24 protein-coding genes and 1 pseudogene are annotated in these 17,545 nt (G+C 61.8%); 5 read left to right on the forward strand and 20 right to left on the reverse strand.

Translation table 11 applies throughout. The annotated features are described in order from the left end of the window. Nucleotides 1-41: 41 nt before the first annotated feature. The 13 genes from P0204_RS02205 to P0204_RS02265 all read right to left on the reverse strand — a co-directional run bounded on the left by P0204_RS02205 (nt 42) and on the right by P0204_RS02265 (nt 10,115). A complete protein-coding gene (locus P0204_RS02205; protein WP_276221283.1) occupies nt 42-1,538 on the reverse strand; it encodes an ATP-binding protein in 1,497 nt (498 codons plus the stop codon). Beyond that, on the reverse strand, nt 1,531-2,319 hold the full coding sequence (locus P0204_RS02210) for a hypothetical protein (protein WP_276221284.1): 789 nt from the start codon (nt 2,317-2,319) through the stop codon (nt 1,531-1,533). The genes P0204_RS02205 and P0204_RS02210 overlap by 8 nt, the downstream gene beginning before the upstream one ends. Beyond that, complete coding sequence (locus P0204_RS02215; RefSeq protein ID WP_276221285.1) at nt 2,312-4,945, reverse strand: PKD domain-containing protein; 2,634 nt, start codon at nt 4,943-4,945, stop codon at nt 2,312-2,314. The genes P0204_RS02210 and P0204_RS02215 overlap by 8 nt, the downstream gene beginning before the upstream one ends. Then, a complete protein-coding gene (locus P0204_RS02220; protein WP_276221286.1) occupies nt 4,945-5,103 on the reverse strand; it encodes a hypothetical protein in 159 nt (52 codons plus the stop codon). Before P0204_RS02220 ends, P0204_RS02215 begins: the two co-directional genes overlap by 1 nt. Beyond that, the gene (locus P0204_RS02225) at nt 5,103-5,579 is read right to left on the reverse strand and encodes a hypothetical protein (RefSeq protein ID WP_276221287.1); all 477 of its coding nucleotides are present in this window, start codon (nt 5,577-5,579) and stop codon (nt 5,103-5,105) included. The genes P0204_RS02220 and P0204_RS02225 overlap by 1 nt, the downstream gene beginning before the upstream one ends. Further along, nucleotides 5,576-5,920, reverse strand: coding sequence for a hypothetical protein (locus P0204_RS02230; RefSeq protein ID WP_276221288.1), 345 nt, complete (start codon nt 5,918-5,920; stop codon nt 5,576-5,578). The genes P0204_RS02225 and P0204_RS02230 overlap by 4 nt, the downstream gene beginning before the upstream one ends. Then, on the reverse strand, nt 5,917-6,714 hold the full coding sequence (locus P0204_RS02235) for a hypothetical protein (protein WP_276221289.1): 798 nt from the start codon (nt 6,712-6,714) through the stop codon (nt 5,917-5,919). Before P0204_RS02235 ends, P0204_RS02230 begins: the two co-directional genes overlap by 4 nt. Further along, nucleotides 6,711-7,025 (reverse strand): hypothetical protein, encoded by a 315-nt coding sequence (locus tag P0204_RS02240; protein ID WP_276221290.1) that lies wholly within the window; start codon nt 7,023-7,025, stop codon nt 6,711-6,713. Before P0204_RS02240 ends, P0204_RS02235 begins: the two co-directional genes overlap by 4 nt. Further along, nucleotides 7,022-7,588, reverse strand: a complete 567-nt coding sequence (locus P0204_RS02245) for a hypothetical protein (RefSeq protein ID WP_276221291.1) — start codon at nt 7,586-7,588, stop codon at nt 7,022-7,024. The genes P0204_RS02240 and P0204_RS02245 overlap by 4 nt, the downstream gene beginning before the upstream one ends. Further along, nucleotides 7,585-7,923 carry a hypothetical protein gene (locus P0204_RS02250; protein ID WP_276221292.1) on the reverse strand — a complete coding sequence of 113 codons (339 nt, stop codon included), beginning with the start codon at nt 7,921-7,923 and terminating at the stop codon, nt 7,585-7,587. Before P0204_RS02250 ends, P0204_RS02245 begins: the two co-directional genes overlap by 4 nt. A gap of 66 nt (nt 7,924-7,989) precedes the next feature. Beyond that, nucleotides 7,990-8,424, reverse strand: a complete 435-nt coding sequence (locus P0204_RS02255; protein ID WP_276221293.1) for a hypothetical protein — start codon at nt 8,422-8,424, stop codon at nt 7,990-7,992. 6 nt (nt 8,425-8,430) lie between these two features. Then, nucleotides 8,431-9,933 (reverse strand): hypothetical protein, encoded by a 1,503-nt coding sequence (locus P0204_RS02260; protein ID WP_276221294.1) that lies wholly within the window; start codon nt 9,931-9,933, stop codon nt 8,431-8,433. Next, a complete protein-coding gene (locus P0204_RS02265; RefSeq protein ID WP_276221296.1) occupies nt 9,930-10,115 on the reverse strand; it encodes a hypothetical protein in 186 nt (61 codons plus the stop codon). Before P0204_RS02265 ends, P0204_RS02260 begins: the two co-directional genes overlap by 4 nt. A gap of 167 nt (nt 10,116-10,282) precedes the next feature. Here P0204_RS02265 and P0204_RS02270 point away from each other — a divergent pair, with 167 nt between their 5' ends. Both P0204_RS02270 and P0204_RS02275 read left to right on the forward strand, forming a co-directional pair. Further along, nucleotides 10,283-10,537, forward strand: a complete 255-nt coding sequence (locus P0204_RS02270) for a DUF8053 family protein (RefSeq protein ID WP_276221297.1) — start codon at nt 10,283-10,285, stop codon at nt 10,535-10,537. An 84-nt stretch (nt 10,538-10,621) separates the two neighbouring features. Further along, nucleotides 10,622-10,792: a hypothetical protein gene (locus P0204_RS02275; protein ID WP_276221298.1), complete on the forward strand. Its 171-nt coding sequence runs from the start codon at nt 10,622-10,624 to the stop codon at nt 10,790-10,792. Nucleotides 10,793-11,109: 317 nt separating this feature from the next. Here P0204_RS02275 and P0204_RS02280 read toward each other — a convergent pair whose 3' ends face one another. The 5 genes from P0204_RS02280 to P0204_RS02300 all read right to left on the reverse strand — a co-directional run bounded on the left by P0204_RS02280 (nt 11,110) and on the right by P0204_RS02300 (nt 15,046). Next, on the reverse strand, nt 11,110-12,033 hold the full coding sequence (locus P0204_RS02280) for a hypothetical protein (RefSeq protein ID WP_276221299.1): 924 nt from the start codon (nt 12,031-12,033) through the stop codon (nt 11,110-11,112). Nucleotides 12,034-12,121: 88 nt separating this feature from the next. Continuing rightward, complete coding sequence (locus P0204_RS02285) at nt 12,122-12,727, reverse strand: site-specific integrase (RefSeq protein ID WP_276221301.1); 606 nt, start codon at nt 12,725-12,727, stop codon at nt 12,122-12,124. A 208-nt stretch (nt 12,728-12,935) separates the two neighbouring features. After that, nucleotides 12,936-13,556: a hypothetical protein gene (locus tag P0204_RS02290; protein WP_276221303.1), complete on the reverse strand. Its 621-nt coding sequence runs from the start codon at nt 13,554-13,556 to the stop codon at nt 12,936-12,938. A gap of 237 nt (nt 13,557-13,793) precedes the next feature. Then, on the reverse strand, nt 13,794-14,291 hold the full coding sequence (locus P0204_RS02295; RefSeq protein ID WP_336406463.1) for a type IV pilin N-terminal domain-containing protein: 498 nt from the start codon (nt 14,289-14,291) through the stop codon (nt 13,794-13,796). Nucleotides 14,292-14,569: 278 nt separating this feature from the next. Then, the gene (locus tag P0204_RS02300) at nt 14,570-15,046 is read right to left on the reverse strand and encodes a type IV pilin N-terminal domain-containing protein (protein ID WP_276221305.1); all 477 of its coding nucleotides are present in this window, start codon (nt 15,044-15,046) and stop codon (nt 14,570-14,572) included. Nucleotides 15,047-15,495: 449 nt separating this feature from the next. Here P0204_RS02300 and P0204_RS02305 point away from each other — a divergent pair. The 3 genes and pseudogenes from P0204_RS02305 to P0204_RS02315 all read left to right on the forward strand — a co-directional run. Next, nucleotides 15,496-15,852, forward strand: a pseudogene (locus P0204_RS02305) (AAA family ATPase); the annotation flags it as partial. A gap of 74 nt (nt 15,853-15,926) precedes the next feature. Beyond that, on the forward strand, nt 15,927-16,490 hold the full coding sequence (locus P0204_RS02310; protein ID WP_276223327.1) for a Cdc6/Cdc18 family protein: 564 nt from the start codon (nt 15,927-15,929) through the stop codon (nt 16,488-16,490). Between the two features lie 169 nt (nt 16,491-16,659). Beyond that, on the forward strand, nt 16,660-16,908 hold the full coding sequence (locus P0204_RS02315; RefSeq protein WP_276221307.1) for a hypothetical protein: 249 nt from the start codon (nt 16,660-16,662) through the stop codon (nt 16,906-16,908). Between the two features lie 233 nt (nt 16,909-17,141). On the opposite strand, the gene P0204_RS02320 is transcribed toward P0204_RS02315, so the two are convergent. Both P0204_RS02320 and P0204_RS02325 read right to left on the reverse strand, forming a co-directional pair. Further along, entirely contained in the window at nt 17,142-17,324 is a 183-nt protein-coding gene (locus tag P0204_RS02320; protein WP_276221310.1) for a hypothetical protein, read from the reverse strand. Further along, nucleotides 17,321-17,497: a hypothetical protein gene (locus P0204_RS02325; RefSeq protein ID WP_276221311.1), complete on the reverse strand. Its 177-nt coding sequence runs from the start codon at nt 17,495-17,497 to the stop codon at nt 17,321-17,323. The genes P0204_RS02320 and P0204_RS02325 overlap by 4 nt, the downstream gene beginning before the upstream one ends. Nucleotides 17,498-17,545: the final 48 nt, after the last annotated feature.

Below are 17,545 nucleotides of genomic sequence, written 5' to 3' on the forward strand. Positions count from 1 at the left end.
CGATCGGCGCCGCGAACCCGAACCGCCGGATGGCACCGGGATCATCCTTCCACCTCTCGACCGGCGCCGTCGACGCCGTCGCCCAGTCCGATCTCCTGTTTCGGCAGCTTGGCGACGATCGTCTCCTCGCCGCTTTCATCGCGCATCCGAACCAGATAGTACTCCTCGGTCGGCTCGATCCCGCCGAAGGTCAGGCCGTCTTTCGGCGAGGCCAGCGCGTCGACCTCCTGGCCGGTCTGGACGTCGAGGTAGCCGTCGCCTGGGTCTTTGACATACAGGCGATCCTCGTCGCCTTTCCGCCAGCGGCTGAAGATCGCCGAGTCGTACTGAAGCGTCGGACCAGTCTCCTGGTCGTCGTCCTCGGTGTCGGGCTCGCCGAGTTCGAGCTGGAGCCAGCGTCCCTCGTCGGCGTCGAGTTGCGGGATATCCTTCCAGCGATAGAGCGTGAACTCCTTCTGGTTGTACATCAACGCCGTCCCGACTTTTCGTGAACTCATCACGTCCGTGTGCATCGGGACGGTGCCGTAGCCGACCGGCACCGAGTTCCGGTAGGAGGTCCGAGGGTTGGGCGTCTCGTCGGGCATATCGACCCGCCACATCACCTCCCGGCGGATCTTGTGGTGTAGGTTCTCTTCGTAGTGGGCCGACCAATAGATCGACAGCTTGGCACGGCGGCTGTCGGCGTAGACCGACCGGAGCAGACTGAGCTTCTTGAATGTCCGGTGCTCGTCGTCTTCCGCGTCCTCGGGCGTCAGGTCGCCAGCCTCGTCGAAGATCACCGACAGCCAGGAGTAGGTGGGGCGGGCCTCGACACAGGCCAGCATGAACGCGTACCACCAGTGGGAGAGTGGTGTCCCGGTCTCGTCGCCCATCGTCCGCCACTCGGGGACGAACGGCAGCGTCTCGGCGACGCGGTTGGTGTCGGCAGTCAGTTCCTCACAGCCGGCGAACGACGGGTCCGGGTAGACGACGTTGAACGTCCCGCTGGGGTGGGCCTCCAGTTGGGCCAGCAGGTCAGCCGGGTCCGCGTAGGTCTCGACCGACCGAACGACCTCGTCAAGATCGGCGTCGTCGGCGACGAACTGCTCGCCTTCCGATTCCCAGGACGGATCGGGATCGGCGTGTTCGGGCAGCCACAGCGTCGCCCACTCCCGGAGCGGCAGCCACTCCGAGCGTTCCGGTGAGCCACGCCAGACGACCTGTTCGCCCTTCGGGCCGTTCTCTTCGAGTAGGCGGATCGTCCAGTGGAGGTTGTCGGTGGACTTACCGCACCCACGTTCGCCGATCTTGAGCCAGTCGGTCCCGCCGGCGCTCTTAGTCTTGTCGGCGGGTTTCTCGTGGACCAGGCAGTCCGGGTAGACCTCGAAGTCGAACGCCTCGGCGTCGAACTCCGGGATTCCGAAGCGCATCCGCATCTCGTAGCCATCAGTCCACCAGTCGGGGGCGTCATCCTCATCGTCGAGGATCGCGCGCCCTTGTTGCGTGCCGGTACCCCAGTCGTGCCCCTCTCTCGGGGTCCAGGTTTTCGATTCAGCCATGTGGTGCAGTGAGTTCCGTGGTCGTCTGTTTCGCCAGTTCGCCGGCTTCCAGGCGCTCGACGCCCTCGACGAACGCTGGCAGCAGTTCGACGATCGCGAAGTGTTCCCGCCAGCGCCGGGCCGACTCCTGGTCGACGCCGGTCTTCAGGAGATGTTTCGTGGCGACTGGGTCGCGATCCAGCCGGCTGGCGAGGTCGTCGGAGACGGCGCCGTTGCTGGGCTTGTCCAGCCAGTGGATCCAGTCGAACAGTGCGTCTCTGTTGTCGAATCCACCCCACAGGCGACCGAGCGCGTGCGATTGCTGGCGATCAAGGTTCTCGAAGCCCGGTCGCATCGCGACGTGATCCTGGTCGAGCGGGTCGATATCACCGAGATCGAACTGGTCGTGATCGATGTACTCGCCGGCCGTTTTCCGGAGGTCGTTGTAGGCGCGATTGCACGCCGGCAGGACGACCTGGCTCTCCAGCCGGCGGCGATACTCCCGAGCCTCGTCGGGATCGAGCGGGTCGTCGGACCAGGTGTGACGGGCGCCGGAGGTGATCGTCGCCGACAACAGCGTTCGGTCCCGACCGAGGTCGACGGCCGGCCAGTCGTCCCCGATGTGGCCAAGCGTCCGGACAGCGGCCCGCTGGTACCAGTTGATGAGTTCCCGGCGGTTCGGGAACCCCGCTCGGAGTGCGAACCCGCCGCCAACCTCCTGAGCGGTGTCCTGGTCGATCAGTGCCCGCTGGTCCTGCTGGAGCTTCGGGAGCGCCGGCCGGGCCGGTTCGGCCTCAGTCATCGGCCGTGCCCTCCTCGTCGTGGCCGTTGGTCCGGGTCGAGTCCTCGACGTCGACGCCGAGAATTTCCTTGTTGATCTTGCCAGTGATCGTCTCGTCGCGGTCTTGCTCGATCTCCTTGGCGTCCTGAGCGGTCGAGGCGCGTTCCTTGTGGACCTCTTGCCAGGCCTCTCGAAGCCCCTTCGCGTCGGCGTGGGCTGGCCCCTGTTTCGACAACGTCGCCCGGGCACTGCGGTAGTGGATGGGGGCGGCCTGGAACTCGGCGTGGCCATCGCGGGCTTTCGCCGCCGCCGCAATGAATCCGGTACCGGCACCGACGAGTGCAAGCGTCGTCCCGGCGCCGAACAGCCAGCCGCCGAGCAGCCACCCGGCAGCGCCGCCGATTCCAGTGACAGCCAGCAGGCGGACGTTCAGTTTCGAGAGGATGCGCTCTATCTGTCCGATATCGTCGTCGAGGTCGACATCCTCACGCAGTAGCTCCGGTTCGAACTCCCAGTGGGCGGGCGTCCAGTCCAGCGGTTCGTCAGCATCGGGATCGGCCAGGTAGACGTGATCGTCCGGCCCCTGGCGGATCTCGATGTCCGTCTTGAGCTTGCTGTCGTCGATCCGGGCCGGGTCGGCGAACAGGCGTGCCAGGAACGGCCGGATGCCGGACTTGATGAGGCCGAGGGTTCCGTCGTCTCGGCGCACCGTCTGGATGCGTGCCTTATCTCGGTAGAGGTGGTTCTGGACCTCCTCGCCGAGTGCGTCGGCCGCCTCGCCCAACTCGTCGCGAACGAACTCGTCGGTGCGCTTGCGTGGCCCCATCGTCTCCAGCATGGCGATCGCGGCGACCGCGACGATGATGCCGCCGAACACCTGCGGAAGTCTGGTGACGACCTGTGCCGTCTGGAAGTACGCCATCGTCGCGACCATGAACAGGCCGATTCCGACGACCAGTGCCCACCACATCGCGCCCTTGTCAGGCCCGCGTGCGGTGCGCTGGATAATCGACCGGACACCGACGGCACAGCCCAGCAGGCCCGGGATCGCGATGATGAGGATGTTCTGGGCCGCCCACACCCAGAGGTCGCCCTGGCTGTTGACGGTCGTTCCAGCCGCGGACTGGCTGGACTGATGGCCGAATCGCCAGCGGGCGCCATCGATGGGTTGGCCGCCGTCAGAGAGCCACATCGTGGCCTCGTAGCGCTGGTCGAAGTGGCTTGGGAACGTGACGTTCGCCGTCGAGTAGCCCGTGCCGAGGCTGACATCGTAGACGCGTTCCGACTGGTTGCCAGCGACGGCGACCGTGCGGGTGCCGTTCTCGGTCTGGACCTGCCGGTCGACGGGTTGCCAGAACACGACGTGTAGCTGCACGTCACGCGTCTCGATTGACTCGCCGAAGCGCGTCGAGTACAACTGAATGTCATCGGTATGGATCGTGCTCCCAGGTTCGAGATACTGGAGTTGGTCGCTCAGTGGCCGCGCCGGCTCGTAGCGCACCGCCAGCGCGCCGGTCGAACCGAGCACACGGACAGACTGTGGTGCCGAGGCTGGTTGGCGACCACCGCGACGGAGTTGTTCGATCGAGTACGACCCAGCCGCTTGTGCGCCCGTGTTCGCGTTGGACCCTCCGGATGCGGGGGTGGGTGTCGGCGTGGGCGTCGCGTCGCTGCTGGCGGCCGCGCCGGCTGGGACAGGTGTCGCGGTCGGCGTCGGCGTGTCGGTCGGCACCGACTCCGGATAGGTCTGTGGCGTGGCCGTCGGCGTGGCTGTCGGCGTTGGCGTCTCGGTCGGCGTTGCCGTCGGGCCGACAACCTCGATGGTCTCCTCGGTCGTGTCGGTGTTGCCGTCGTCGTCGGTGACGGTCAGTTCTACCTCGTAGTCTCCGGCATCGTCGAACGAGGTGATCGTCGCTGCGCCGTAGTCCTCAATGCCGCCGTCGTCGTCGAGATCCCAGGCGTAGCTGGTGACCTGGCCGTCCGCGTCGAGTGAGTCGCTGGCGTCGAGTTCGACCGGCTCGTCGATGCCAACCTCGTCGTCATCCACGTCGATCCAGGCGTTGGGATCGGTGTCGCGATCGGGTCGTGGCGTCGGTTCGGGCGTGGGCGTTGGCGTCGGGGTCGCGGTCACCGTCGGCGTGGAGTCCCGAGTGGGCGTCGGCGTCGGATCTGGCTCCGATGCCGTCCGGGTAGGGGTAGGTGTTGGGGTTGGACTCGGGGTGGCCGTCGGCGTTGGCGTTGCGGTCGGCGTCGTCGTGCGGAACACGAACGTCTCGGTCGCGGTGGCGACGTTGCCGTCGCTGTCGGTCATGGTGAGCGTGATCGTGTTTGTTCCGGTCTCGACCAGCGACGGCGGCAGGCCGATCGTGATCGTCCGGCCGCCCGTGCTGACCGTCTCGCCGCCGGCCACGGGTGAGCCGTTGACCGACGCATCGACGGTGACCGTCTCGTTGGGGAACTGCGGGTCGTCGACGGTCGCCGTGATCCCGCCGTAGTCGACGGCGTTGGCGAGGTCAGTGTAGGTGCCAGTCGGCCGGACGATGTTCGCTGACGGGTCCGAGGCGTCGGCCGCGACAGCCATCGATGCTGCCGGAATCGACAGGCTCAGTGCCAGCACGGCCAGGACGGCGATGCGACCCCGGTCCATCAGAGCACCTCCGTCAGTTGGTCTGTCGTAGTTTCCCAGCCTGATTCGATGATTCGGGATGCACCGTCAATCGTCTCCGGTTGGACCGCGATTATCCCGACCAGCACGAGGGCGACCCCGAGGATGACGGCAGCACCGCGGTCGATTTGGACGAACATCAGTCGTCACCTCCCGTGGCGACGCTGGTTTTCACCGTCTGGGACTCGTCATCGGCGAGTGGGATCATCGCCACGTCGTTGAGGTCAGCACACTGTGGCGAACAGTACTCGCGTTCGGCGCGTTGGGTTTCGGTGACCAGGGAGATCGGGCCGATACGGGCGCGCTGTGGAGCGCCGGCCTTCCGGATCGTGACGACTGTATCCTCGGTGTCCGTGCCGGTGTTGAGTCGGAGGTGGTCACCACAGCCATCACAGACTGCATCGAGGTCCGGGGTTGCCTGCTGGTAGGCCAGGCCGGCGAGGACCACCGCACCGACCGCAGCACCAACGGTGAGGTCGACATCGACGCCGGAGAAGCCCAGCAAGAGGCCCGTTGCGTTCCGAACTGCGACTACCGCGAGGCCAGAAGCCAGTACGATCGCGAGCGCCCCGAACACGTTGAGGTCCCGAGCGCGGACGCCGTCGATGTCGATCATGACGCCGCCTCCATGTCCTCGCGTTTCTCCATCGCGGCGTGAAAGGCGACGCCACCCAGCAGGAGCGCGGCCAGGATTGGCGTCTCCATCGGCGCCGGCCAGGTGACGAACGCGATGAACGCCGCCAGCAGCGCTGAGGCGTATGCACCGCTCACCAGAACAGACCACGACCCGAGCGCGGACGAACCGAACTTCCGGACGCTGGGGTCGGTGTCGTCGATGGTTCGGCGGTACAGTATCCAGGCCCAGTACAGCCCGACCGCGATCGCGATGGGTGCGGCGAACTGGTTGATGAACTGTGCTGCCAGTTCGAGTGCTTGTGCGGCTGGTGTCTGAATCATTGTTCTCTCACCGCCCAGGCGCCCGCTGTCAGCACGACAGCGATGGCGAGAAACGCGATCGGTGGCAGGCTCCCCAGCCAGGCCGCGATGGGCTGGACGCCAGGGATGCCGGCGATGACTGACGGCAGCGGGCCGCCGCCGGTCAGGTAGCCCAGTAGGCCAGTCACGACGTTCGTCGCGACCAGTGGCGCGTCAGCCACGAAGTCGCCCGCGATCGCTGCGACCTCGCCACCCTCGCGGGCGATGAGTGCAACGCCGGCCAGCGAGAACGTGACCAGCAGTCGGCCGATCGTCAGGTAGTCGTCGACGAGTTTCGTGACGACGCCTTTCCGCTCACCGCGACCGCTGCCGAACATCGCGGTGGCGACGCTGCTGGCGTTGCGTTTCTGGGTTCGGATCTGGACTGCCCAGTAGACCAGCACACCAGCGATCGATAGGACGACGAACTGGATCGCGTCGACGGCGCCGGGGTTCAGACCCAGTGCCGAAAACACAGGCTGGAACGCCGACTTGATGACCGCCGGCAGGATGAACTGGTAGACCGCGACCAGTGCGGCGACCAGCGTGATGAGGAACGGAATCGACAGTTCCGATTCCGAGCGGACGACGACGTACATCAGCGTGACGACGATCGCCAGCACGACCGCGGTCTGGATGCGACTGAGGCCGAACAGACCGCCGACGCCGGCTCCGCCCGCGGCCAGAACGGCCGCCGCGGCGAGGAACGGGATCAGACCCGAGATGGCGCTGACGATGTTGTCTCGGAGCGTGCTGGCGCCTTCGGACGCGCTCACGAGTCTTCACCTCCGTTGAGCCGGCTACGGAAGCCCATGATGACGCTCCTGATTTTGCTGGCCAGGAACAGCGCGCCCGTGATGAGCGCAGCCACCTGGAGTGTTTGCACCGGCAGCCAGGACACCTGCGGCGCGAACGTACCCGCGGCCACGCTGAAGACGGTAAACAGCGTGCCCGACTGGCTGACAAGCGTCCCGAACAGTGCGTCGACGAACGGGATCTGGAACAGTTGGGCGACGCCTGTCAGTCCGGCCGCGAACACGGACAGCGGGTGTGTTGCGAACTCGCGGAGTGAATCGATACCTCTCATCGGATGAAGTTTCTGAGTGCATTGATTGGTGCCATGACGATTCTGACGAGGCCGGAGAGTTCGACGAACGGTATGTCGATCGCCTGGATGATCGTCCAAGCTCCGAACAGGAAGAGCGCGATCGGGACGGTGTACAGTACGAACGCGACCGCGGGTGCCGCGATCCCGGCTTGGGCAGCGACCTGCCCGACGGTGATGTTGTAGGACTGGATCACCGCCAAGATCGACGCCGCTGGCCCCTCGAACGCATTGACCAGCGTCGTCGCCGCCCAGATCGGGAGGTCGACGATGCCGAGTTGGCCAGTTGCGCCGACAACACGGTCCTCGCCGAACGCGATCAGGAGGACGGTGTCGATCAGTACCGCCCCCGTCGCGAGAACGCCGTTGAAGATCGGCGTCACGAACTCGTCGACGACGTAGGTGACGACGAATCCCAAGACCGCAGCCTTCGGGTCGCGGAAAAACGATCGAATCCGGCCACCGTACCGGTATACCCAGTCCGGGACAGGGTTCTCCGAAAATACGAGTACGTCCTGACCCGATGACCCGTCGCTTGCGCTCATAGCTGGACCACCTCGCTGACGACGAACAGCAACAGTGCCACAGCGATCGCCCCGACGATGAACCCGAGGATGCCGCTGTTCTGGACGGTCTGGATCGCGGCGTCGGTCGCGATCCGGAACGTGCTGGTCGGAAAGAGCGCGTCGATGAGGTCGACCACGAACGACGAGACTGCGTTGTAGTTCGTTACGATCGCGTCACCGACCACGTTGATGAACGAGACGATCCCAGTCTGGACGGCGAGGATGAATCCGCTGACCAGCGACATGACCAATCCGACGATATCCAGTCGGACGTTCGTCCCGTTGACCGAGATGAACTCTTCACCGTCGACCATGCTGGCCTCCGGTCTCGCCAGTCATTGCCCGGCCCGCAGCGGCCGCGCTGGACCCGGGCGACATCGTTACTCCGACCCCTCCTCTTCCTCGTCGACGCCGACGAACGGCACATCGGTGAACGTGAACGGGATCAAGTCGCTCGTCGGTGCGCGGGCCAGGATCTCGCTCATGATGAACAGTCCAGCGCCCGTCGCAGCGATCGAGAACCCGAAGGTGAGTGGGCCGACCGCCCACGCTTGGCCGGGCAAGATTGACTGTTGGGTCGTCAGCGCGCCCTGCTGGACGATCCGGGCCGCACCGCCGACCAGTGCCGTGACGTTGGCGGCTGCGTTGGTTCCCAGCGCCTCCAGTGGCAGGACGAGCAGGTTCACGATCGCCTGGATCAGGTCGATGCCGCTGTAGAACACCGCCAGGAAGGTCCCGCCGATGCCGCCGACAATCGTTGTCCCGAGGTTATCGGTATCGCGAGCCCGCGCGATGAGTTGGCGAGCAGTTGCCATCGTCGATCAGCTCCCGAACTTCCGCTTCAGCCCGAGGAAGCCGAGGATTCCCCCGACGATGCTGGATATCTGACCACCGATCGTACTGAAGAACCCGCCACCGGAGCCGCCGGAGCCGGCGAAGATGCCGCCCCCGCCGCCGCTCTGCTGGGCAGTGGTGAGTGCATCGTGTTCCTCGGCAGTGACGACGTAGTCGACGTGGAAGACGACGCCCTCGCCCGCGCCGATGCCGGTCGCCAGTTGGACCTCGCTGTCCAGACTGCTGAACTGGCTGGTCACGTCTGAGAGGCTGGCGTTGGTCATGTTCGTCGAGTCGCCGATCCCGGTCCCGTACTCGACGGACTGGTACCGGGTCGACGGAACCCGGACCTCGGCGACGAACTCAGTGTTCGCGTAGCTCAGGTCGTAGGCTTCCGGGAGGATGATCCGGCGGTAGTCGTTGACCCGCTGGTCGAAGTTCGCGAACGCCGACGCGTCGGAGTAGTTGACGAACACCCGCGGGGGTTCCTCGCCCGTGGGCTGCATCGAACTCCAGAACTGCATCGGGACGGTGAGGTCATGGATCGTCGTCGAGTCGAAGGCCGGCCCGAGCGTGTCCAGGCCCGTCCGGGACTGTTCGCCCGGCATCGTGACGTTCTCGACCTGCATGGTCTCGTTGTCACCGTCGCCGTCGGTGTCTTCACGGCGGTCGCCGAGATCCCACTGGCCGAGTTTCTCGGCGTTGAGCGCAGCGATGTCGATGTCGGCGTTGCCGTCCATCACGGCGACCTCGACGGACTGGATCTCGCCCATGGTGCCGTCGCCGGTCCCCTGGACGGCCATCTGGCCGATCTGTTCCTGGTAGACGAACCCCTCGCCGGTCTGGTTGGCGGTGGTGTTGTCCCACGAGGCCATCGCACCCGATCGGCCGTCGATGATCGTCCGGACGTAGTCGCCGTCGGCGTCTTTCAGGCGAACCTCGGCGTAGGCACCGGAGTCCAGCGCCTCAACGTCGGCGACGAGCTGGAGATGGCGCTTCTCCACGTCGCTCGTGAGGCTGACCGAGTCGAAGGTGGCGACGTAGGTGTCGCCGCTGGTCTGGCTGGTCGTGGCGACTTCCAGGGCCTCGACGTCGGGCGCGGTCGTGACGTTGGTGACCGTGCCCGAGCCGGCGGTGTTGGCTTCGTCCTCGACCCACCAGCGCGCGTTCGCCCACGTGTCGACGGTGTCGTTTGACCGCGGGAAGTCGGTGTAGGCGGTGGCCTCGATGTCCGAGAAGGCGAACGACACTGGGTTGATCGCGGAGTCGTTCATCGTCGCCGGGAGCATGGCGCTCTGGCCGTTGTTAGCCTCGTACTCGCGGAGGTCGTCGTCGCCGACGGTGTGTTCGGCCTTGGTCACGTCGGCCTCGACGTAGGGGTTGTGTGCCGCGGAGGCGTTGGGGTTGATCTTCGCGGCGGCCACTGGTCCGACGGCGATCGTCGAGACCAGCAGGAGCGATACGAGCAGTGCTGACAGTTGGCGTCTCATGTGATGGATGGGGTGTTCGACACGTCCGAGAACGAGAGGTCACGACTCGCACCGGCGGCTTCGGCACGGTCTCGGGCGCGGCGTCGCTGATCGATGTTTTGGTAGTCGGTGCGCCAGGTTTCAGGCGTGGGTTCGACCACGCTGTCCGGCGGTTGTCTCGTGCCGGCGTCGGTTGGTGGCATACCTGTGGTGTCCCCCCGCGGGCCGTCCGCGGGTTGGGCGCGGTATGCCAGAGATATGGCTTAAGAGCGCGTCTGAGTCAGGGTTTGTCGCATCGCTGGTGCATCAGCAGTGCATCAGTGGTGACTCGTCGGTGGTGTTTAAGTTCGAATAGCTGACTCCTTTTGATATGCAGAAGTTGTTGAACCGTCAAGGGTCTGGCATGGTGACGCTCCCGAAACCGAAGCTCGAACGCGACGGGCTCGTCGACGACGACGGCGAGATCGTCGAGAGCCACCTGGCGATCGAACGGTTGGGAGAACGAGTCTATGCAATCCGGATCTGTGACGGCGATATTCCAGAGCTCTCGGAGTGTGAGGAGATTCGACGGTTGGCAGCCGAGCGGTTGCTGGATCAGGACGTGTTTGGGAACCAGCCAGACTAATGAATATCAAATTTGTATTGAATTGATTGAATGAATTAAAATCAGCAAAAGATATATTTCCCAACAGGTATGATATCTGATTGCATGACGCTTGAAGCTGCATACCGTGATGAGAGAGGAAATATACAGACCGTAGAGTGTTCGACTTTTAAAGAGGGTGAGAATGGTCTAACCCTTGTTGAGAATCCAGGGAAAAATGTGGTTGGCTATATTCCCTACGATAACCTGGAACGGGTTACTCCAAAATCGTCCTGAAGTCTGTGGAGAGAAGATATCTAACCTTCCATCTACAATCCGGCTACGACCGCCCGCGGTTGTGCGTTGACGTGAGCGATCGAGCCAATATGAACACGAACCCCGCTATCGATGTGTTCATATTCAGCTGGTAGTCGTAGTTCTCTGGTTGTGCTATCTCAGTTGAGTGAATGGTTCCCCGCTGTTTCGAGTGTTCTGGGGGTTCCAGGTGGGCGAAAAACAGGGGGTTTAGGCGTCGTGTTCACGAGGATAGGCAATGTTGAGTATATTCTATTTTTACTATTGTTCAGTTGAATAATGCATTTTCAAGACCCGCATCACCCTCGCCAAGACCTATATATTGCATATGAATTTAGACATGTAGCTCCGAGGCCCCCTACAGCCAAAATCAATGGAAGCGAGAAGATACCAGAGGCGACCGGTTCAAACCAAAGTCCAATTTCATACCGCAGAATGAGCCAATGTGCACTGAACAGCCCTATCAGGGCCAAAGCACGAGTGGCGAAAGAACACCTCCAACTGGGCTCTGCTCCACAAATCGCTCTTGTATACCCTTTTTCACGCTCTTCCAAGCCAAATTTACTTAGGAGTGAAGTTGTTATTGAATCTCCAATGAAGAACGTTAACACACAAGCGAACCAAAGTTCATTTTGATACTGGTTTAATGGTAAATATAGAATAGATGGAAAAACAACCACACATATAAAAATCGTTAATAAGGTTGAGGGAGTGGTCATTGACGCGATCTTGCTTTTAAGTATGTGGAAAGAGGTTGGTGGTTCTTCTAAATCATCTATACGTCTCTGTAAGGCCTCTGAGCAAGCTTCAGCGGACGCTTGTGGGAACCTCTCAATTTCATCCATATCCACTTTTCCAGCATTCAGCATCGCATATTTTGTCCAAACGTCCGTTAATTTGTATTGAATATTAGAATCTAGTTGCATCGGAGCTTCACTGATATGATCCTTGAGGAGCTGGACGCGTTCTTCTAGCTTTCGTAATGTCCCGTCATCCTGTAATTCCTGAAAATTTTTCGTGCCACTTACTTTCCCCTCCAAATCTACGCACTCCCTATAAATCTGGTCCGCTAAATTCTCTGCATGGATGTACCACTGTCGCTTTCTTTCGTATTTTTCCATCTGCCGCTCACGAAAAAGGCGATACTCAACGACTGTGAGGCTCCCCAAAATACTTGCTACGACCGTTGCTGTTGCCAGCAGCAATGTCTCGCTCTCTACCACAGAACTCTATTTTAATCAAGTAAATATAAACCCATGCTTGCATCAAACCCACGCAGATCGGGTTTAGCCTGAAGCGTTAGATTGCGGGTTATAACACCGTCTTCTCCATCGACTCGATGATGTTCTGTTCGGTTGGCGCCGCCAGGTAAGGCTCGATCGCGTCGTAGGACGACCAGCCGCCCAGGGCCATGACGATCCGCGGTGAGACGTTCTCCTCGACCAGCAGGTAGTTCGCCCAACAGCGCCGAAGGTCATGTGTCGAGACGCGCCGGTAGTCGTCGTCGACCATCTCGTCGGCAGCGGCGTCGGCCGCGTCCTCGACCCAGTACTGGAGGGTTCGCTTCGACTTGTCGACCAGTGGTTCGTCGTCGGCGAGGTCGTGCTCGGTGACGTAGCGATGAATCGTCGCTTCGAGGTCGACTGGGAGCCAGGTCTCGCGATGCTTTCCACCCTCGTACTCGCCTGTGGTATCCTTCCCGGCGACCACTTCGAGTTCGTAGTGGCGACCGTCAGTCATGCGGGCGATATGTCGGGGTTCGATGTCGAGCACTTCCCGGACACGGAGTCCGCAGTCGCCCATCAGCCGGATCGCGATCTCGCGCTGGGTGGTCGCGGCGTGTCTCGGGAGTTCGCGATACTCCTCGCGAGTCAGCCAGACGTTGAACGAGCCGTCTTTGTTCCGTTTGGTTCGCATTCGTGTTCGTCGTGGATAGTGTGCAACTTCAAGCCCACAGACGAGCTCGGTCGGGTGGTGAGCGCGCCGAACCCGCGGGTTTCAGTGGAACCGCGGGGTTTCGGTTGCGTGTTTGTACAGAAACGTGCAACGGTCGAATAAGGTCGCTGTTGCGTGTGAGAACGTGCCCGCACCGGGTGACGCGATCGAGGACGTGCAGGACGCTACCTCACGCTGATCCAGTGGGAACCCCGGGCATCCGATAGAGTTGGTCCGCTGCGGAGTCGGTGAGCCGCCATACCTCTGAATCGCCTGTCACAGCCTCTTCAGCAGTCACTGACTCACAGAGTGCTTGGATGGCATCCCGGAACTCGTCGCTCCGTGTCGTTCGGAGCTGCACTGGCGTCTGTGGCCGATCGTGCCGCTCGACCCCGCGGTTGACCACGAACGTCTGTGCGAATGCGAGTCGTACGTCCTCCGGAGCCTCGTCGAGCCACGGCGGCAGAGAGAACTTTCTGTCGGGTGTTTTCGATCCGGTCGGCGCGCCCAGTGCCGATAATAGTCGTCCGAGTACGCTTGCATCGGCGGCTGGCAAGAGTTCGGTCGCTCGACCGTTGTCGTCCTCACGGACGGTTCGTGCGCCGACGCCCAGTGCCTCGTAGACGCTGGTCGCAAACTCATCGGTGTCCTCGGTGACGGTAAACGACGGCACCCATGTCTCGTCGATACTGCCGCCGCTGAAGATCCAGGCGACGGCGATCGTGAGTGCGCGGCACATGGGTTCCTCCCAGGTGAGATCGAACCACCCGCGACCCTCAGCGACCTGCATCCCGCGGGCGGCATCCGGCATCCCGTCGTTGTCGACCCACGCTCGGATGCGGGAGCGGGGAGATTCACAGCCGACGAAACAGCAGTTGACCCTTTGTCCGGGTGTTTCGCTGTATATTCGTTCACCCGGTGGTACTGTCGGACTAGTTCCGCCGGTGTGGCCGTTTCACTCCCCTTGTAGGTCGCAATGAACGCTGCAATGAGGTCATCCTTGTCAGTCGGGTCGCTCAAAGGCACGAATAGAAAAGGTGGTTCTCAGTTAGGCTTCCGGGCCGTCCCAGCGACCGAGCGTTGCGGAATTGCTTCCTTCGGCGCTCTGGTAGGTCACGCGGACTGTGTCCTCATTGTTAACAGGGTAGTCGACACTCACTCCAGCCGTAACTTCTGTTTGACCCGCGTCTTGCCAGGTCACAGTACCACTAGTTGCACCGCCATTTATGTTCAGGTTTGACCCTTGGATTGTGTCACCGCCATCGTGGGTGATCGTAAGGATTCCATCACCAGACCCAGTGAAATCACCAGAACCAGTTGCACTCGTGTCGTAATCGAAGCTGAAACTGGCCTGTGGTGCAGTATTACTGACCTGGTCACCGAGACCAAGCACGAATGTTGCGATAACAGCCGCGAGGATCACGGTAATCGCGACCATGAGGATGACGCCAATAACCGGCGATACACCTTGCTCGTCGTCAAACAGGTTTCGTATTTCCATAGTTGTCTCCGGAAAGCCGGCGAAAGAGCTTTGTTGAATCTTCAACAAGTACCCGTGGGGACCGGGTGGTTTTCCACCTGACTTTCCAGTGGCCCAACTTAGTGCGTAGCCGCACTTATACTCCACGTACTCTTTACAAAATATGAGAATGCCAGTTGTCCAGAAAGTCTAATCTTCGGGGGAAATGTCTGAGACGGCGATATACGCAGGATACAATTGTCGTTCAGGCCTGGGTTGAAGCGGTTTCAGCCCGGTATTGAGTGGGTTGATCGCGGGTGAGTTGTGACTATGCTGTCTAAAAAAACGGAAAAGCGGCGCGTCAGTTATGCGTCAGGACCGGAGTCCTGACCGAGCGTGGCCGAGGAGTCGCCTTCAGCGGACTCGTAGACGACGCGAATCTCGTAGTCGCTTTCCACTCCGACATTGACACTGGCGCCGGCACTCACCTCAGTCGGGGCAGCACCGGTAGTCCAGTCACCATTGGAGGTGATTACGTTGCTAGGACCGAATGTACTGCCAGTATCGTATGGCCCACCGCGGATGTATAATTCACTAGCCTGAATGGTATCGCCGCCGTCGTGAGTAACGGACAACAATCCATCATCATCGTCAGCGCCAGCACTGTTATCGTAGTCGAACGAGAAGCTGGCCTGCGGCGTGGCACTCTGCGTCTGGTCCCCGAGCCCGAGGACGAACGATGCAATCACTGCGGCGAGGATCACCGTAATCGCGACCATTAGGATGACGCCAATAACCGGCGAAACGGCATCATCGTCGTCGAAGAGTTCCTTGATTCGCATTACAGCTATCGAGTTGCGAGGTATTGTAATAAAGCACTTAGACGTTTCAGCCTCAGCGCCGCTCTCAAGCCGGTCTTGAACACCACAATATGAAGACGCTGGCACTCTGTCTTGTGCCTGAGCGGTCTTTTCAGCGCCCGAAACTGCTGAATTAGCTTTTCGTTGGCCCAGTTGTCTTGGTATGTCGCCTCACCATGACATCTTTGCTCGGAGTGATTTCAACTGGCCCTTGAATTCCTATTTTCAATTTGCGAGAATGCCAAAAATACAGCGTCCAGCTATTGAAACCGGAAAATCCTCTCCGTAGCTGGGTGGAACAGGGATTCGCCGTGGTCTTAACCAACAAGGCGGTGGTTCGGGGCGCGTGTTGGTTAACACGCTTCGCGTTTCACTTTCACTCCGGACGGATCGGTCTTATCACCCTCCCCGGCCGACACGACAGATACCATATGATTACCGACGCCCGCGCTTTACGCACTGACACTGTCCCACAGGACCTCTATCACCGCGACGGCCAGATCGATCATCTCTCTGCCGTGCTGGACCCGACCGGCTTCGACGCACCCGAGTCGGTGACGATCTTTGGTCCCAGCGGCGCCGGAAAGACGACGCTCGCGAAGTACGTCCTCGGGCAGTTGCGCCGTGAAACACTCGATGTGCGCTGGGGCTACGTCGACTGCATCGCCGATCCGACAGAGGCCGCGGCGTTGCACCAGTTGATCCGCGAGGTCGGGCTGGGAGCCGATCTCCGGCGCGAGGGCACCCCGCGGTCCGAGGCGCTCGATCGATTGCGGACCGCCGACGAGCATATCATCGCGGTGCTGGACGAGGTCGGTGTCGCCGACGAGGAACTGCTGTTAGCGCTGTCGAACGTCCCGGGGTGTCCCTCATTTGCATCACGGTCGACGAGGACGAGTGGCTCGCCGAACTGTCCCAGCCCGCGATCTCGCGGATGCAATCGACACAGACACTGCGGCTGGACAAGTACAGTCAGGCCGAACTGGTCGATATCCTGGCGAGTCGGGTCGCCCACGGGTTGATCCGGAGTCGCGTCGATGACAACGCGATCGCACGCATTGCGGATATCGCTGCCGGGAACGCTCGCCACGCGATCACGGTGCTCCGGTGGGCGGCCCAGCAGGTCGCCGGGCGCGATCGCGCGCACCTGACTGTCGACGTCGTCGAGGCGGTCGCGCCCGATGCCGAGGCGGATATGCAGCGACGCCGGGTCCGGTCGCTGGGCACGCATCAACGACTGTTATTCGAGATCATCAACGAGGCCGGCGAGTTGGACGGCGAGACGGTCCATGCACGGTACGAGGCGCGGTGTGACGCTCCGAAAAGCCGGACGACGCGGTGGCGATATCTGAAAAGTCTGGAGCAGTACGAGCTGATCGAGAGTCGTGGCCAGGGGCGCGGCACCGATTACGTTTCACTCCTGTAATCGCCAGAGGGGGGTACTTCGTTGCACTTCGTTTCATCTTCGTTTCACTGCTGTTCTGCGGGGGTTGGCAGGTTTGAGCGTCTAATTTTCGAGGTAGGTTTGGGTGAGTTTTGACTTCGTTTCACGCGCCCCGGTTAGTCCCTTTAGGCCCCCGTCGGTCGGGTCTGGTATGCAACGCAGTCAGACGCCCGATCGCGTGGAGCGAGAGAAGATCGAAGGTATCCAGACGAAAATCTCGATCTACCACCGCGATCCCGAGTACGCGGTTCGAATCGAAGTGGATCGGCTGGACCGCTGGGAGTTCGGGATCGACGACGACGGAGTCGCGACGTTGCTGTCGACGAGCTTAGGGTCGCGGGAAGTTCCTGACTGGTTGGACGAGTCACTGGCCGGGATGGGTATTGAGGTCGACGTATGAAAGTGGGCGCCGGTGAGGGGAAGTGTCGGTCAGTGACATGGCCCGGCCCCCACTGGGGTGTCGGTGGCGGCGTTAAAAAGTGTGGTGAGATCGGCCTGGAGACCGAGACGGGTCCCTACGATCGAGAGGTCGACGCATGAAAGCGGGCGCCATCTGGGGGGAGTGTCGAGTAACGATGGCTCGACGTGGCGCCCATCGGACGATAATCGCCGGAGGGGATAAAGTTGCCGCAGTCAGATCCGGCGGACGTTCGCCAGTGCCTCGCGGCCGGTTTCCTTCCAGCGACAGCCGTTCCACATGGACTCGACACGCTCAAACCGGCCGTCACTGCGTGGCTCGAACTCGACGCGCCGTTTCGGCCCGCGGACGGGCTGGTAGACGAACCCGTGGGCGTCGGCGACAGTTCGGTCGTTCATGCCAACCGGTGGATCGTGTCTTCGGACAGTTCGGCGATCGTGCGGAACGCGCCCCAGTCGGCCATGAACGACTGGTGGTCGGTGACGATCGTGGCGACGGTAGTTCGGCCAGTGGTCGATTCGAGTGCATCCGTGCCGACAGGTTTACTAGTCGGCGTGACAGATTTGCTCATGGTTCTTGCAACAGGAACCGACGCGCCTGGCCTGCTGGAGACAGGTCG

Source organism: Haloarcula halophila (assembly GCF_029278565.1).
Classification (GTDB): Archaea; Halobacteriota; Halobacteria; order Halobacteriales; family Haloarculaceae; genus Haloarcula; species Haloarcula halophila.

What these genes read in the sequence shown, in the direction of transcription:
- P0204_RS02205 (WP_276221283.1), bottom strand. Translation starts at nt 1,538, where the DNA reads ATGGCTGAATCGAAAACCTGGACCCCGAGAGAGGGGCACGACTGGGGT.
- P0204_RS02210 (WP_276221284.1), bottom strand. Translation starts at nt 2,319, where the DNA reads ATGACTGAGGCCGAACCGGCCCGGCCGGCGCTCCCGAAGCTCCAGCAG.
- P0204_RS02215 (WP_276221285.1), bottom strand. Translation starts at nt 4,945, where the DNA reads ATGGACCGGGGTCGCATCGCCGTCCTGGCCGTGCTGGCACTGAGCCTG.
- P0204_RS02220 (WP_276221286.1), bottom strand. Translation starts at nt 5,103, where the DNA reads ATGTTCGTCCAAATCGACCGCGGTGCTGCCGTCATCCTCGGGGTCGCC.
- P0204_RS02225 (WP_276221287.1), bottom strand. Translation starts at nt 5,579, where the DNA reads ATGATCGACATCGACGGCGTCCGCGCTCGGGACCTCAACGTGTTCGGG.
- P0204_RS02230 (WP_276221288.1), bottom strand. Translation starts at nt 5,920, where the DNA reads ATGATTCAGACACCAGCCGCACAAGCACTCGAACTGGCAGCACAGTTC.
- P0204_RS02240 (WP_276221290.1), bottom strand. Translation starts at nt 7,025, where the DNA reads ATGAGAGGTATCGATTCACTCCGCGAGTTCGCAACACACCCGCTGTCC.
- P0204_RS02245 (WP_276221291.1), bottom strand. Translation starts at nt 7,588, where the DNA reads ATGAGCGCAAGCGACGGGTCATCGGGTCAGGACGTACTCGTATTTTCG.
- P0204_RS02250 (WP_276221292.1), bottom strand. Translation starts at nt 7,923, where the DNA reads ATGGTCGACGGTGAAGAGTTCATCTCGGTCAACGGGACGAACGTCCGA.
- P0204_RS02255 (WP_276221293.1), bottom strand. Translation starts at nt 8,424, where the DNA reads ATGGCAACTGCTCGCCAACTCATCGCGCGGGCTCGCGATACCGATAAC.
- P0204_RS02260 (WP_276221294.1), bottom strand. Translation starts at nt 9,933, where the DNA reads ATGAGACGCCAACTGTCAGCACTGCTCGTATCGCTCCTGCTGGTCTCG.
- P0204_RS02265 (WP_276221296.1), bottom strand. Translation starts at nt 10,115, where the DNA reads ATGCCACCAACCGACGCCGGCACGAGACAACCGCCGGACAGCGTGGTC.
- P0204_RS02270 (WP_276221297.1), top strand. Translation starts at nt 10,283, where the DNA reads ATGCAGAAGTTGTTGAACCGTCAAGGGTCTGGCATGGTGACGCTCCCG.
- P0204_RS02275 (WP_276221298.1), top strand. Translation starts at nt 10,622, where the DNA reads ATGACGCTTGAAGCTGCATACCGTGATGAGAGAGGAAATATACAGACC.
- P0204_RS02285 (WP_276221301.1), bottom strand. Translation starts at nt 12,727, where the DNA reads ATGCGAACCAAACGGAACAAAGACGGCTCGTTCAACGTCTGGCTGACT.
- P0204_RS02290 (WP_276221303.1), bottom strand. Translation starts at nt 13,556, where the DNA reads ATGCCGGATGCCGCCCGCGGGATGCAGGTCGCTGAGGGTCGCGGGTGG.
- P0204_RS02300 (WP_276221305.1), bottom strand. Translation starts at nt 15,046, where the DNA reads ATGCGAATCAAGGAACTCTTCGACGACGATGATGCCGTTTCGCCGGTT.
- P0204_RS02315 (WP_276221307.1), top strand. Translation starts at nt 16,660, where the DNA reads ATGCAACGCAGTCAGACGCCCGATCGCGTGGAGCGAGAGAAGATCGAA.
- P0204_RS02320 (WP_276221310.1), bottom strand. Translation starts at nt 17,324, where the DNA reads ATGAACGACCGAACTGTCGCCGACGCCCACGGGTTCGTCTACCAGCCC.
- P0204_RS02325 (WP_276221311.1), bottom strand. Translation starts at nt 17,497, where the DNA reads ATGAGCAAATCTGTCACGCCGACTAGTAAACCTGTCGGCACGGATGCA.